The sequence below is a fragment of the Pseudomonas sp. BMW13 genome, from assembly GCF_013357275.1.
Classification (GTDB): Bacteria; Pseudomonadota; Gammaproteobacteria; order Pseudomonadales; family Pseudomonadaceae; genus Aquipseudomonas; species Aquipseudomonas khazarica.
In genome coordinates this window covers 58,319-72,134 of the sequence record NZ_SUKD01000031.1, presented here as the reverse complement: position 1 = coordinate 72,134, position 13,816 = coordinate 58,319, and the positions used below count along the sequence as shown (strand labels likewise).

Here is a 13,816-nt window from a genome sequence, read left to right as displayed (position 1 = left end):
TCTCCTACTTATCTTTTACCAGCGCTTTCATCAAACGCCTGGTAAGGGCTCCCAGCCGGTTTTCGAGCTGTTGGCTTAACTTTTCTAATTGTGTTCTGCAGGCAATCAATTCATCTTCCAGTGATTGCTTTTCCGCTTCATACAGATTTTGTTGGTTTTGTTTGGTACACAGTGCTTCTTCCGCCTCCCTCAGACGGTTTCGCAGCTGCTCTTGCAAGGTATCTTGTTCTTGTTTTTGGAAAGAAAGCTCGGTTAATCGCTGCTCCGCAAGCACTGCCTGTTCTGAGAAGGCATCACGCTCAGCAACCAGGTTCTGTAGCTGCACCGCCTGTACATCGACCAATAACGCCTTCTGCAGCAGAGCATCATGTCCTGCTGTCAAATTCTGATGGTCGACCGCCAACCTGTCGGCCTCGCTTACCCTGGCATGCAGGTTCTCAAGCTCAGCCTCCAGGTTCTGCAAACGCACTGCCTGGCTTTCGACCCGATACGCCTTCTGCAGCAGCGCGTTACGCTCGGCAAGCAGATTCTGCTTGTCTACTGCAAGTTGATCCGCCTCCGCGGCACGCAACAGAAGTGCCGCGCGCTCCGCCGAGAGATTCTGGATGTTTACGGCAAGCCGGTTAGCCTCCTCGGCACGTTCAAGCAATACATCTCGCTCTGCCAGGAGATTCTGTTTTTCCACTGCTAGCTGATCCGCCTCCTTGGCACGCTCTAGCAAGGCATCGCGCTCCGCCATCAGGTTCTGCTTATCGACAGCAAGCCTGTCGGCTTCCCGGGCTCGCTCCTGCAATCCTTGGCGCTCTTCGTCGAGATTCTGGATGTGCACCTTTAACTGGTTGACTTCCTGCACCAGTCCCGGAGGCGAATCGCTGCCCCGCGAAGCCAGATGAGGCAGCATTCGCTCCAGGCTCCTCTGTATCCCCCTCAGCACCTGTTCTGGTTCCGGCCGCAGCGATTGGCCGTCGCACTCCAGGCTCGCCGGGTCGAACCAGAGCGGCTGACTCACCTGGACAAACAACGGGCCAGCGCTGTGCTGCAGCTTCATATACGCCGCCTCTTGTGGGGCCGAGACCTGCAATCGCTGGAAAGCTGGCCCCTGCCCCAGGCGTATGGAAGCGAAAGGCTCATCTGCGGAGCAGGACGCGAGAATGCCGTAGTAGCCCGCAAAAGGCTGACGCGGCAGCTCGTGGAACTGATGGTCTACACCCTCTGCAAGGACGCACCCCTCGTACAAGCATCCGATCGCGTCCTCCAGGACGAGATGCAATGCCTCCCGAGAACCAGGAATGCGGCGCACCTCGAGCAATGGAGCAGGTTCGTAAAGCGGGAACTGGATACGCCAGCCTCCGTCACTTGCCGCGACGTGTTGAGCAATCTGAGAAAATGATTGCAAGTCTGGCGCAGCGGGCTGCCGGGTAAAATCCACACAAGTAGCCATTTGTTCATACTGCTCTGCCGCTGGTGGCGGAGCGTTTTCCAGCACACACCCTTCTCGCTGGAAAACTACGAGTATCTCGCTATGGCTTCGGCAGTATCGGTGTTTTGCAAGCTCGGGATAGAGCTGTTCAGCCAGACTTACAGCCAGGAGAGTCGGCAGCGGTTCAAGGGCAGGCGCTGCCTGACCAGTGGCCCCACAGCTAGGGCACATTGCCAGCTCCCAGCCCGCCCACTCATTCAGCGCATAACGGCGTAACCTCGTCTCCGGCGGGAGCATGGCATTCCAAGGCTCCCCGGCAAGAACGGTGGCACGGATGTTCCAGCCCTCAGGGGTCCGCCGCCAGAGATCGTCCAAGTCATAACTACGCTGGTGCCAGTTGACGTGATAGCGGTGACCGCATGATGAGCAACAAGCCGAAGCATCCAGTAACTCCTCCCGAAACGGCACGGCAACGATGACGACCTTGGATGCCACACGGAATAGCTCATTCCACGCAGCCACCTCCTCCTCATCGGGCATGTGCTCAAGAGCGTCGGTACTCATGACCGCGTCAAACGCTCCCTCCGGGAACGGCAGAGCCTGTGCATCGCCTCGCACCCCAGGGAAAGGCAGGCGCGAAAGAGCCTCTTCACTACTATCGAGGCCCACGATAGTCAACGCTTCCGACTCCAGCAGCCTGGATGTCAACTTCCCATCGCCACAACCTACGTCAAGCAACGAATGGACGTTCTTCGGCAGAAAATCGCGGATGGCCTGCAGCAGGTTGCGCTGGCCCAACTGCAGAGGTTGATTCCAGATCTCCGCAGCGTCGTAGAGACGTATGTCCTGGCTCACTGGATCAGCCCCCAATGGGCAGGTTGATTGACCACACCGATCTGCACATGAATCCCCGGCGGCGGTAGAACCTTCAACGCATGGCAGCGGTCATGAAGGTCGTAGGAAGCGGGTTCGACCGAAGAGGCCAGATTCAGCTCACGAAAAAGAGCGATCGACACCAGATAGTCACCCGGCCCAAGCAGAAGAGGTGAAAAGTCGATACGAATACCTCCTTTTCCCTCAAGACGATCGAAACGGTGGCCACTCATGCTAGCGATGACCTGCATCGCACACGTTCCGTCTGGACGATAGATTGCCATCACCGGAACAGGGTCCAATACAGGCAGGTCCGCCTCGAATGCGATCACGGCAAATGCCGGCTCACCGCTGATCAGAGTGTGACGCCGCGCTCCTTCCGCATCGAAGAATCCCAAGCCAGTGATGCGTGCTTCGCCACTGCCGTAGCGGTCGTCACTGCTAAGCTCCTGTAGATCGGCCAGTACTGCGGCCGATTTGTTTTGAGCGAGAGCGGCATCCGTTTGCAATGGCGCAAGTACGCTCTGCCATTCCTGCGCATTGTCACCACTGATTTCGGCCAAAGTGCAGTATTGCTCCTGCGCGGAGTCATACTGCTCGAGCGAGATAGGTGTGCCTGTACCACCCCGTACATCCAGCTGCACCCAAGCGCCATCAGGGATTGCGTTTGGCCACGTTATCTGCAGCGGTGCATGCTGATAACGCCCCCCGTAGTCACCGAATGCCCAGCATGTCTGGTCGATGCGTTTCCAGTTCATGAACTGCTCATCGACTATCAGGCAGGAACCACTGCCCTGGTCCCCATCCATATCGATACAGCCAAGCTCTCCCTGAGTATCTCCGTATCGAATTGCGCGAACCAGCAACGGCTCGGAGGGTGGAACCCCATCTACTCCGACCAAGCGCAACAGGCTATTTTGTGCGCCATCTACCGTCAGAGCAGATAACTGACCGCGCGTCAGTGACATACTCTTGGCACGAACACGCCGCTCTTCCTCCTCTCGGACGCTGGCCAGGTAAGCTTTGCTTACCGGCAACAGAGGACCGTCCTGGCGAATCCGCCCACCTTCAAGCCAGATGCCGCGATCACACAGCATTTGCACTGAGCTGATGTCATGGGAGACGAACAGAATTGTCGCCCCCTGGCTGGTCAGCGCTTTCATTCGCTGAATGCACTTTCCGAGAAAATAGGCATCACCTGCGCCCAGAATCTCATCAATGATCAGCACTTCAGGGGTAATGGTGGTAGCTACTGCAAAGGCTAGGCGCGCATACATGCCCGCCGAATACTCCTTCACGGGCCGCTGCAAAAACGTGTCCAGCTCCGTGAAATCGGCTATTTCCTCAACACAGTCATCCATTCGCGAAGGACTAACGCCCTGATAAGACAGCGCAGAGCGGATGTTCTCGATTCCGGTGAAATCCGGATGAAACCCAGTTCCCAAGGTCATCAGCGCCTGAACCTGGCCATTCACGACGATCTGACCACTGTCCGCACGCATCTGACCGGAAATAAGCCGCAATAAAGTGCTCTTGCCGGCACCATTACGACCGATCAATGCGACCTTCTCACCGCGAACAATGTCGATATTGACATCGGAAAGCGCCTGGAACAGGTCATAGCGCTTGTGCGACACAGGCCAGCCAAGCGCATCGAGCGCACGCCAGCCGGGGTGTTGGAAACGTCGAAATACCTTGCTTACTCCGCGTAGGGAAATCGCTAAATCAGACATAGTCGGCAAACAGCGGCTTGAGTCGAAGAACCAGCGCTCCCCCAAGAGCGAATAATGTGCAGGCAAACAGCGTAAACAGTCCTAGCTGCTCCAAAGGTACCACCCCTTTCATCAGGCATGCGCGATAGAGCTCCATCAGCCAGGCCAAGGGATTGAAGAGCAGGACACCCTGCAAGCCCTCAGGAACCATTTCGGAGGTATAACCGATTGGCGAGATCATCATCAGAAACAGCACCAAAATCGGAATGGCCTGCTGAAAATCGCGAAAGAATACAGTCAAGCTCGCGGTGATCCAGACCAACCCCAGCACCATCATGATCTGAAGCAGATAGATCAACGGTACCAGCAGGTGCGTCCAGCGCAGGGAATCGAAATGCAGAACGGCCCCCCAGAGCAGGAGCATGCCCATCCCCATCGTGGTGTGGCCGATGAGAACCTCGCGAGCCACAACCAGTTCAATCGGGAAGAGGGTGTTCATCAGAAGATCACGGTTGCCGACAATGCTCACCGTACCCGCCCCAAAAGCCTCTGCGAATGCCAAAAAAGGCACAAGCCCGGAAAACACAACGAGAATGTAGTCCGAGGTACCCAAACCCGGAATTCGCACCTGCAATATCTGCACGAACACCAAGCTATACATCCCGAGGAACAGGAGCGGATAGAGCAAAAGCCATAGCGCGCCCAATACATTGCCACTGGTTCTTTTCTTCAGCCCTTGCATCACGGTCGAGTAAAGAATGTGGCGATGCTTGATCAGGCTGAGCAGAACATTCATCTCAAGAAGCTCTCATGAGTTCTTCGAGAATCAAGCGACTGGCAAAGCCTTTACCATAGGGAGTGCCATGGGCCACCACCGGGGCGTCAGCAAGACGCGCATAAGACTGGAGAATCGCAGAACGGCTAGCCCCGACCAGTTGATTCCAGCCCAACTCCACCGTTTCCACCCACTCTGTCTCGTCACGCAACGTGATGCAGGGCACCTGATAGAAAAAGGCTTCCTTCTGTACTCCACCTGAATCGGTCAGGATCACCTTGGCCGCCTGCTCAAGTGTCACCATATCCAAAAACGGTAGAGGCTCTACGACTATCAGGTTCGCCAGATAGTGTTCCAGCCCGTATTGTTCAACGAGCTTTTTGGTGCGCGGGTGTAACGGTAGTACGACAGGAATATCACGCGCGACCTCAGCCAGAGCGGAAACGATGCCCTCCAGGCGGGCAGGATCATCGGTATTTTCAGCCCGATGACAGGTCGCCAACGCATAGCCTTTTTCCAGCAAACCGAGCGTCTGCAGAATACGACTATTGGCGCGTGCCTTTTCGCGATAATAGAGAGCTACGTCGTACATGACGTCACCTACGTTATGCACCCCCTGACTAATACCTTCTTGTGCCAGATTGTGCACAGCCACCTCGGTCGGACAGAGAAGCAGGCTGGACACACGATCGGAAAGAATACGATTGACTTCCTCCGGCATTCGCATGTTGAAGGAGCGGAGACCAGCCTCTACATGTGCGACAGGAATATGCAGCTTTGCCGCAGCCAGAGCACCTGCCAAGGTAGAGTTGGTATCGCCGTAAATCAGCACCCAGTCCGGCTTCTCGTCGAGCAGAATGCGCTCGATACCCTCAAGCATGCGCCCCGTCATGGCACCATGACCGCCCCCTGAGACCTCCAAGTTGTAGCGCGGCGCTGGGATTTCCAGTTCGTCGAAGAAAACCTGGGACATATTCGGGTCGTAATGTTGACCGGTATGAACCATGACCTCTTCGAGGACCCCTGGATGCTTTAGAATCTCTCGCGAAATAGCTGCAGCCTTAATAAATTGTGGGCGTGCACCCACGATGGTGACGATCTTACAAGTCATGCGTCCAGGCTCTCTTGCAGTGTTTTGATGATGAAACGCTGCGAGGCGTCATCGAGATAGGGATGCAGAGGCAAGCTCATGACCCTCTGAGCAAGGGCTTCGCCAACTGGCAAACGAACGGCATCGTCCTTGACCGCTGGCTGGCGGTTCAGCGGGATCGGATAATGTACGGCCGTAGGGATATTGGCAGCCTTGAGGCGCTCTTGAACCTGCTCACGGTTTGCGATCTGCACAGTGTATTGAGCCCAAGCACTGAAGTTGTGCGCCTCAATGAACGGCGTCGCAATACCAGCCTCTTGCAGCAGTCGAGAGTAGCTTTGAGAAACCTGCTCGCGAAGCTCCAGCTCACGCGAGAAGATTTCTAACTTGGGCAACAAGATGGCAGCCTGCAGGGTATCGAGCCGGCTGTTCACCCCCACCCGAATATGGTGATAGCGACGATCCTGCCCATGACGAGCGATCTGGCGCATTACTTTGGCCAACTCATCATCGTTGGTGAAGATCGCCCCGCCATCGCCATAGCACCCGAGGGGTTTGCTGGGGAAGAAACTAGTGCAAGCAATAGTGGAGAGGTTGCAGGAACGCTTCCCTTTGTACATAGCACCGAAGCTTTGGGCGGCGTCCTCGATCACGGGGATACCATGCCGGACAGCGATAGTATTGATCGCATCGAAGTCCGCGCATTGGCCATAAAGCGAAACGGGAACTATCGCTTTCGTACGCGGCGTGATAGCAGCCTCGAGCGATTGCGGATCCAAGTTGTACGTGCGTGGATCGACGTCCACGTATACCGGCTTGGCCCCCAACAAGGCGACGGTTTCTGCAGTAGCGATGTAGGTGAAGCCTGGGGTGATTACCTCATCGCCAGGACCGATGCCCAGCGCCATCTGCGCAATCTGCAACGCATCGGTGCCGTTGGCCACGCTTATGCAGTACTTGGCCCCGACGAAGGTGGCCAGTTTCTCCTCTAGCTCGTCCACTTCCGGGCCAAGAATGTACTGACCATGCGCCAGCACCCGCTGGATATTGGCGTCGATCTTGTCCTTGATCAGTGCTTGCTGCGCCTTGAGGTCGATGAACTCGATCACTGTGTTTGCTCCTTTCTGAGAACGCTACCTTCCAGCACATAACGCTTGCCGGAGTGAATACACGGCGCACTCCCCTCCCCCGAGAGCGGCAGATCGAGCTGTTCGCCAAACTCGCTCATCCAGCCTATCTGACGAGCCGGAACCCCCACCACTAGCGCGTAGGCCGGAACATCCTTGTTGACGACAGCCCCCGCTCCGATAAAGGCGAACTCACCAATGGTTACGCCGCAGACGATGGTGCAGTTGGCTCCCAAGGTGGCCCCCCTCTTCACCAGCGTATCGCGGTACTCGCTCTTGCGCTCGATCAGCGAACGCGGGTTGTATACGTTGGTGAACACCATACTCGGGCCACAGAACACGCCCTCTTCGAGCGTGACGTTGTCATACACCGAGACGTTGTTCTGGATCTTGCAGTGATCGCCAATCAGCACTTTGTTACCGACGAACACGTTCTGCCCAAGGGACACACCTTTGCCGATTCGGGCACCCGCGCACACGTGGACGAAATGCCAGATACGCGAGTCCTCACCGATCTGCGCCCCTTCATCGACGATGGCACTGGGATGCTGATAGTGGCTCATAACGCTCAACCCTGGAGGCGCGCTAGGAACGGGTGATCCTCACCATTCTGGGCTCGGGTAGCGGCCAGGGTGCGGATGGTTTCCACTGTTTCCACGCAGTGGCGAGCGTCCTCGATTCCATATCCCTTGCCATCAAGAATGGCTTGGTAGCTGACCGTGTGCAGATCAGTGAAGCCTTCAGAAAATTCGATCTCGACACCATCGCAGGTGATGGAGCGGTAAGTAGGCTTCTTGCCCTTCACCGCATCAGGCAGATCGTTCGCATCGATGGAAAGGAACCAGCGAACGCGGGCGTTTTCGTACTCCAGGTAGCCTGTCGCCTTGTAGTTGTCGACATAGTGAACCACATTGCGCTGCAGCGCGCCGAAGATGAAGTGCAGCATGTCGAAGAAATGCACGCCGATATTGGTTGCGACGCCAAAGGATTTACGTGGATCGCCTTTCCAGCTCTCCATGTACCAATTGCCACGACTGGTGATGTAGGTCAGCTCAACGTCGTGCTTGTGCGCTTTGCTACCCGCACAGACGCGCTGTTTCAGATCGATGATCGCCTGATGATGCCTGAGTTGCAGAATGTTGTAGAGACGCTTGCCCGTCTCGCGCTCGACCAATGACAGGTCGTCGAGCAAATCGCTGGTCGGCACCAGTGGCTTCTCACAAATGACGTCGCAACCAAGACGCAGGCCCGCCGTAATATGCGGATGGTGCAGATAGTTCGGTGAGCAGATCGAGACATAGTCGAGCGCAGTTGACGGGTCACGCTTGAGGCGCGAAGCATAATCGTGAAAGCGCTCGAACTCGGTGAAGAATTCACTCTGCGGCGAGATGCTGTCGATGATGCCGACCGAGTCATTGATGTCGTAGGCACAGACCAGTTGGTTGTCGGTGTCCTTGATGGCGCGCATATGGCGTGGAGCGATATAGCCGGCAGCGCCGACCAGGGCGAATCTTTTCATGTTTTTGTCTCGCAAAGGGGTCAACGGGCCGGCATACATGCTGCGCATGCCAACCCGCAAAGCAGGGTCAGGCCTTGATGACATTCGGATGCGGAGCGCGGTACTTACCGCGAGTATCGACAATCAGACGCGCCTTGGCCTTGATCAGCTCGTAATCGAAACGCTCATGATCGGTGGCCAGGACCACGGCATCGAAGCTGGCAATATTCTCGGCGGTAAGAGGTTCGCTGCTCAGGTCGAAATGATGTTCGCGCATCTCAGGGAACGAAGGCACATGCGGATCGCTGTATGCAACGATGGCTCCCTTGGCCTGCACGAGCTCCATGATTTCCACCGAAGGCGATTCGCGCATGTCGTCGACGTTTTTCTTGTAGGCGATGCCCAATACCAGTACACGACTACCCTTTAACGCCTGGCCTCGATCGTTCAAGCCATCCATCAACTTGCCGAGCACGTACTCCGGCATAGCTTGGTTTACCTCGCCAGAAAGCTCGATGAAACGAGTATGCAGGCCATATTCTCGCGCCTTCCAGGTCAGGTAGAACGGGTCGATCGGGATACAGTGGCCGCCCAGGCCAGGTCCCGGATAGTAGGGCGTGAACCCGAAGGGTTTGGTCGCAGCCGCATCGACCACCTCGAAAATATCAATGCCCATGCGGTCAGCGACCACCTTCATTTCATTGACCAAGCCGATATTCACGGCGCGGTGAATGTTTTCCAGCAGCTTGGTCATTTCCGCTGCTTTCGTTGAACTGACCGGCACGACCTGGTCGATGGCCTGCTCGTAAAGCGCAATACCAACTTCCAGGCACGCTGGTGTATGCCCACCGATGACCTTGGGAATGGTCCGGGTTTCGAAATCGGGATTGCCCGGATCTTCACGCTCGGGCGAGTAGACCAGGAATATGTTCTCACCAACGAGCAGACCACCGGATTCAACGCGCGGAAGCAGTTCTTCCTCGGTAGTACCTGGATAGGTGGTGCTTTCCAGCGATACCACCTGCCCTTCGCGCAGATAGGGCTTGATCGCTTCGGTGGTATTGATCACGAAACTCATATCCGGCTCGCGATACTTATTCAAAGGCGTCGGCACGCACAGGATCAACGCATCGCATTCGCTGGCACGCGCGAAATCACAAGTGGCCTCGAAACCACTATTGCGTGCACGAGACACGTGCTCGCTGGCAATGTGTTCGATATAGCTTTTACCTGCGTTAAGCTGATTGACCTTTTCGATGTCGATATCAATGCCAAGCACGCGAAAACCAATAGCGTTATAACGCAACATCAAGGGTAAGCCGACGTAACCAAGACCAACGATGCCGACCAACGCATCCCGGCTTTTGAATTTATCTATATACGCTTGTAGCGAATCAGCCTTCACTCTTACACCCCACCAAAAACCATTACGGAATTACTATTTTTAAAGCTCTGCCTGCGGCGTTAGAGCGCTGCTGCAGAACCGCTGAAAAACTGCTGCTTGGCTGCGGGCTCGCGATGTACGACACGCCTCCATGATGGCCAGTGCGTCTTTTTGGTAACAAAACTGACCGAACCTTTTTGATCTGCATGGGCAGAATAGCCACCTATGGTATGCACCTGAGCGCAGACGTCATAGCGCCTCCCGTCAAATACCACATCGCCATTACTCGGACCGGAACTCTGGATCTGTCTTCCTGGTGAACCGCCAGCTTGGCAGCCGACGAAAAACACGTCGCGTCGCTCACCATCGAAGATGGCCTTCAAGTGGCTGACCATGCACCCGCAGGAACACATACCACAATCAACGTGGGCGTCGCGACTATCGAACGTGAGCAGATTACGGAAAGACCTTAACTTACAGCCTTTGGCCACGCGCGCCCTTGCCTCTCCCCCCCAGAAGCAACCGAGCTCCCGATAAACCACTGTAAAACGACTTGCTAAGGGAAAACCTGGGATGATGAGCAAATTCGCCCAATCGAGAGCTATCGCTTTTCTGGTATTCGGTGCTGAATCACTCGACTGAGACGCTGCAGACTCCTTACGTACTCTGCAATTAATCATGCCTTTGAGTTCGTATAACTGCTTTTGAGTGCGACCAATACTGAAGGCCGGGCTCATCGCCGTGCCACGATTGTTCAGCGCGCGTTCGGGTACTTTATCTAGTCGCGCACGTCGACTGCGGAGATCCTCACGGAGGTGATCGCCGCAGGCGCCTTCGATGATCAGGATATCGGTTTTGTATGGGGGCTTTGGTGTCGGCAGGATCGACGCATGTGGCACAGCCAGATCACCGGAGAACACGCCGCGCTTTTTGTCGCTCACCTCAGAGTATTGCGAATCCACTTCGACATAGGCCGAGCCGAGTATGTGACTAGCCCATTGCAAGCGAATGTGAGCGTTGAGCTGCTTCGTGCCGAACTGGGTGAACCACTGTTTTCCGGGCAAGGCAACGATGCGCTGCTTGATCAGTTTTAAGTAGCGCTCGACCTGTTTCTGATCGCGCCTGAAACCGAGCTTGAGGCCATCCGCGAGGACGATGAGTAGAAACTTGGCCGACAGCTCATTGCAGAGGCTCGGGCGATTGAAACCATTTGCTGGCAGGTAGGAAATGCGGCCGACGCGGCTGACATGAACACGGATTGCGAAACGAGCCCTGATGCCGCCCAAGGGGGAATCGATTGCGAGGCTGCTAGTACCTGTATGACTTTCAGGGAAAGTTTCAGCGCCTTGAAGCACATATTCATCATCCATCCGCAACTGATGGCATGAACCCGTCATGCCTGTTACGGCACCGTGATGAACAATGGAGGGGTACCGCACGAGTCAATCCCTTAACGCCGGCAAAATCTAAAAGGGCTCAGCCCAGTGGTGCGGATGACTGTTCAGGGAACAGGAAGTTAACTGAACCAGCTGAAAACCTGGCAAAGACGTGTCTTGTGAAAGGCAGCACATTTTGCCGATTTTTCATGATTTCGCAAGCATGAAACCAGGCACCACCCCTCATAAGAAGGGAAAGCTATCACTCGTCTTCATTGACCCGATCCCGCAGCTCCTTGCCTGGCTTGAAATGCGGCACGAACTTGCCGTCCAGGCGCACCGACTGGCCGGTTTTCGGGTTGCGCCCTACGCGCGGGGCGCGGTAGTGCAGGGAGAAGCTGCCGAAGCCACGGATCTCGATGCGATCCCCTGTCGCCAGCGCCTGGGACATCTGCTCCAGCATGGTCTTGATGGCCAGCTCGACATCCTTGGAGGAGAGCTGACCCTGGTGAGTGACGATTCGTTCGATCAACTCCGACTTGGTCATGGTTTTCCCTTCTTTTTCAAGCGGCTAGAAGACTCGATGGATCGGTTTTAGCACGCTGGTCAGCTTTTGAACAGCCCAAAAAACAAGGTGTTAGCGCAATATCCGGATTGAGAGTTGATGACTCAGGCATAAGCGCCGCATCAGGCACACATTCAGCAGGCGCAGCGAACGCCACCAGCCACTGCATGGCAACGGACCGATGAGCGCTGCAGAAACGAAAAAGGGCGGCCCGAGGGCCGCCCTTTTCTTCGATGAATTACCTGAACTTAGTTCTGGTTTTCCATCTGAGCACGGATCAGATCACCAATGGTGGTCGGGCCGGTGCTTTCAACGTCTTGCTTGTTACGCAGTTCCTTCATCGCGTCCTTCTCGTCCTCGACGTCTTTCGACTTGATGGACAGGCTGATAACGCGGGACTTGCGGTCAACGCTGATGATCTTGGCTTCTACTTCGTCGCCTTCCTTCAGGACGTTGCGCGCGTCTTCAACGCGGTCACGGCTGATTTCGGAAGCTTTCAGAGTGGCTTCGATCTCGTTGCCCAGGTCGATGATGGCGCCCTTGGCATCCACTTCCTTCACAACGCCGCGGACGATGGTGCCCTTGTCGTTGAGGGAGACGTAGTTGCTGAACGGATCGTCTTCCAGCTGCTTGATGCCCAGAGAGATGCGCTCGCGCTCCGGGTCGACCGACAGGATGACGGTTTCCAGCTCGTCGCCCTTCTTGAAGCGACGCACGGCTTCTTCGCCGGCTTCGTTCCAGGAGATGTCGGACAGGTGAACCAGGCCGTCGATGCCGCCGTCCAGACCAATGAAGATACCGAAATCGGTGATCGACTTGATGGTGCCGGAGATCTTGTCACCCTTGTTGAACTGACCGGAGAAGTCTTCCCACGGGTTGGTCTTGCACTGCTTGATACCCAGGGAGATACGACGACGCTCTTCGTCGATGTCCAGAACCATGACTTCCACTTCGTCGCCGACGTTGACGACTTTCGACGGGTGGATGTTCTTGTTGGTCCAGTCCATTTCGGAAACGTGCACCAGACCTTCAACGCCTTCTTCCAGCTCAGCGAAGCAGCCGTAGTCGGTCAGGTTGGTGACGCGCGCCATGACGCGGGTGTTTTCCGGGTAACGGGCTTTGATGGCAACCCATGGGTCTTCGCCCAGCTGCTTCAGGCCCAGGGATACGCGGTTGCGCTCGCGGTCGTACTTCAGAACCTTGACGTCGATCTCGTCGCCAACGTTGACGATTTCGGACGGGTGCTTGATGCGCTTCCAGGCCATGTCGGTGATGTGCAGCAGACCATCCACGCCGCCCAGGTCAACGAACGCACCGTAGTCGGTGAGGTTCTTGACGATACCTTTGACCTGCTGGCCTTCCTGCAGGGATTCCAGCAGAGCTTCGCGCTCGGCGCTGTTCTCGGCTTCCAGGACACTGCGACGGGAAACGACAACGTTGTTGCGCTTCTGGTCCAGCTTGATGACCTTGAATTCCAGCTCTTTGCCTTCCAGGTGAGTGGTATCACGCACCGGACGGACGTCGACCAGGGAACCCGGCAGGAACGCGCGGATGCCGTTGACGTCAACGGTGAAGCCGCCTTTGACCTTACCGTTGATAACGCCCTTGACCACTTCTTCAGCGTTGAACGCAGCTTCCAGAACCAGCCAGGATTCAGCGCGCTTGGCTTTCTCGCGGGACAGCTTGGTTTCACCGAAGCCATCTTCAACCGCGTCCAGCGCAACGTGGACTTCGTCACCGACCTTGATGGTCAGCTCGCCTTGTTCGTTGAAGAACTGGTCGAGCGGGATGACGCCCTCGGACTTCAGGCCGGCGTGTACGGTAACCCAGTCACCGTCGATGTCGACCACGATACCGGTGATGATGGCACCCGGCTGCATGTCGAGGGATTTCAGGCTTTCTTCAAATAGTTCTGCAAAGCTTTCGCTCATGTTGATTCCTGTTGATCAAGGGCGGGGATTCGCCCAAACCACATTCCAGACCATGTGGGTTCGTT

Annotated in this window: 11 protein-coding genes; all 11 read right to left on the bottom strand. The window is 56.0% G+C overall.

The annotated features are described in order from the left end of the window. Positions 1–4 precede the first annotated feature (4 nt). Positions 5–2,275, bottom strand: coding sequence for a class I SAM-dependent methyltransferase (locus E4487_RS20830; RefSeq protein WP_218953029.1), 2,271 nt, complete (start codon positions 2,273–2,275; stop codon positions 5–7). Next, positions 2,272–4,026 carry an ABC transporter ATP-binding protein gene (locus tag E4487_RS20825; protein ID WP_175254274.1) on the bottom strand — a complete coding sequence of 585 codons (1,755 nt, stop codon included), beginning with the start codon at positions 4,024–4,026 and terminating at the stop codon, positions 2,272–2,274. Before E4487_RS20825 ends, E4487_RS20830 begins: the two co-directional genes overlap by 4 nt. Next, positions 4,019–4,801: an ABC transporter permease gene (locus tag E4487_RS20820; RefSeq protein ID WP_175254273.1), complete on the bottom strand. Its 783-nt coding sequence runs from the start codon at positions 4,799–4,801 to the stop codon at positions 4,019–4,021. Before E4487_RS20820 ends, E4487_RS20825 begins: the two co-directional genes overlap by 8 nt. A 1-nt stretch (position 4,802) precedes the next feature. Continuing rightward, positions 4,803–5,891 (bottom strand): non-hydrolyzing UDP-N-acetylglucosamine 2-epimerase, encoded by a 1,089-nt coding sequence (gene wecB, locus E4487_RS20815; RefSeq protein WP_175254272.1) that lies wholly within the window; start codon positions 5,889–5,891, stop codon positions 4,803–4,805. Next, the gene (locus tag E4487_RS20810; protein ID WP_175254271.1) at positions 5,888–6,979 is read right to left on the bottom strand and encodes a DegT/DnrJ/EryC1/StrS aminotransferase family protein; all 1,092 of its coding nucleotides are present in this window, start codon (positions 6,977–6,979) and stop codon (positions 5,888–5,890) included. The genes wecB and E4487_RS20810 overlap by 4 nt, the downstream gene beginning before the upstream one ends. Next, positions 6,976–7,560: a UDP-2-acetamido-3-amino-2,3-dideoxy-D-glucuronate N-acetyltransferase gene (gene wbpD / locus E4487_RS20805; RefSeq protein WP_175254270.1), complete on the bottom strand. Its 585-nt coding sequence runs from the start codon at positions 7,558–7,560 to the stop codon at positions 6,976–6,978. The genes E4487_RS20810 and wbpD overlap by 4 nt, the downstream gene beginning before the upstream one ends. A 5-nt stretch (positions 7,561–7,565) precedes the next feature. Further along, positions 7,566–8,516, bottom strand: coding sequence for a Gfo/Idh/MocA family protein (locus E4487_RS20800; RefSeq protein WP_175254269.1), 951 nt, complete (start codon positions 8,514–8,516; stop codon positions 7,566–7,568). A 67-nt stretch (positions 8,517–8,583) separates the two neighbouring features. Continuing rightward, entirely contained in the window at positions 8,584–9,873 is a 1,290-nt protein-coding gene (gene wbpA, locus E4487_RS20795; RefSeq protein ID WP_175254299.1) for a UDP-N-acetyl-D-glucosamine 6-dehydrogenase, read from the bottom strand. 86 nt (positions 9,874–9,959) lie between these two features. Next, positions 9,960–11,249: an MBL fold metallo-hydrolase gene (locus E4487_RS20790; protein ID WP_257229471.1), complete on the bottom strand. Its 1,290-nt coding sequence runs from the start codon at positions 11,247–11,249 to the stop codon at positions 9,960–9,962. Between the two features lie 268 nt (positions 11,250–11,517). Further along, positions 11,518–11,802 (bottom strand): integration host factor subunit beta, encoded by a 285-nt coding sequence (ihfB, locus tag E4487_RS20785; protein ID WP_003243558.1) that lies wholly within the window; start codon positions 11,800–11,802, stop codon positions 11,518–11,520. Positions 11,803–12,068: 266 nt separating this feature from the next. Then, complete coding sequence (rpsA, locus tag E4487_RS20780) at positions 12,069–13,751, bottom strand: 30S ribosomal protein S1 (protein WP_012018329.1); 1,683 nt, start codon at positions 13,749–13,751, stop codon at positions 12,069–12,071. Positions 13,752–13,816: the final 65 nt, after the last annotated feature.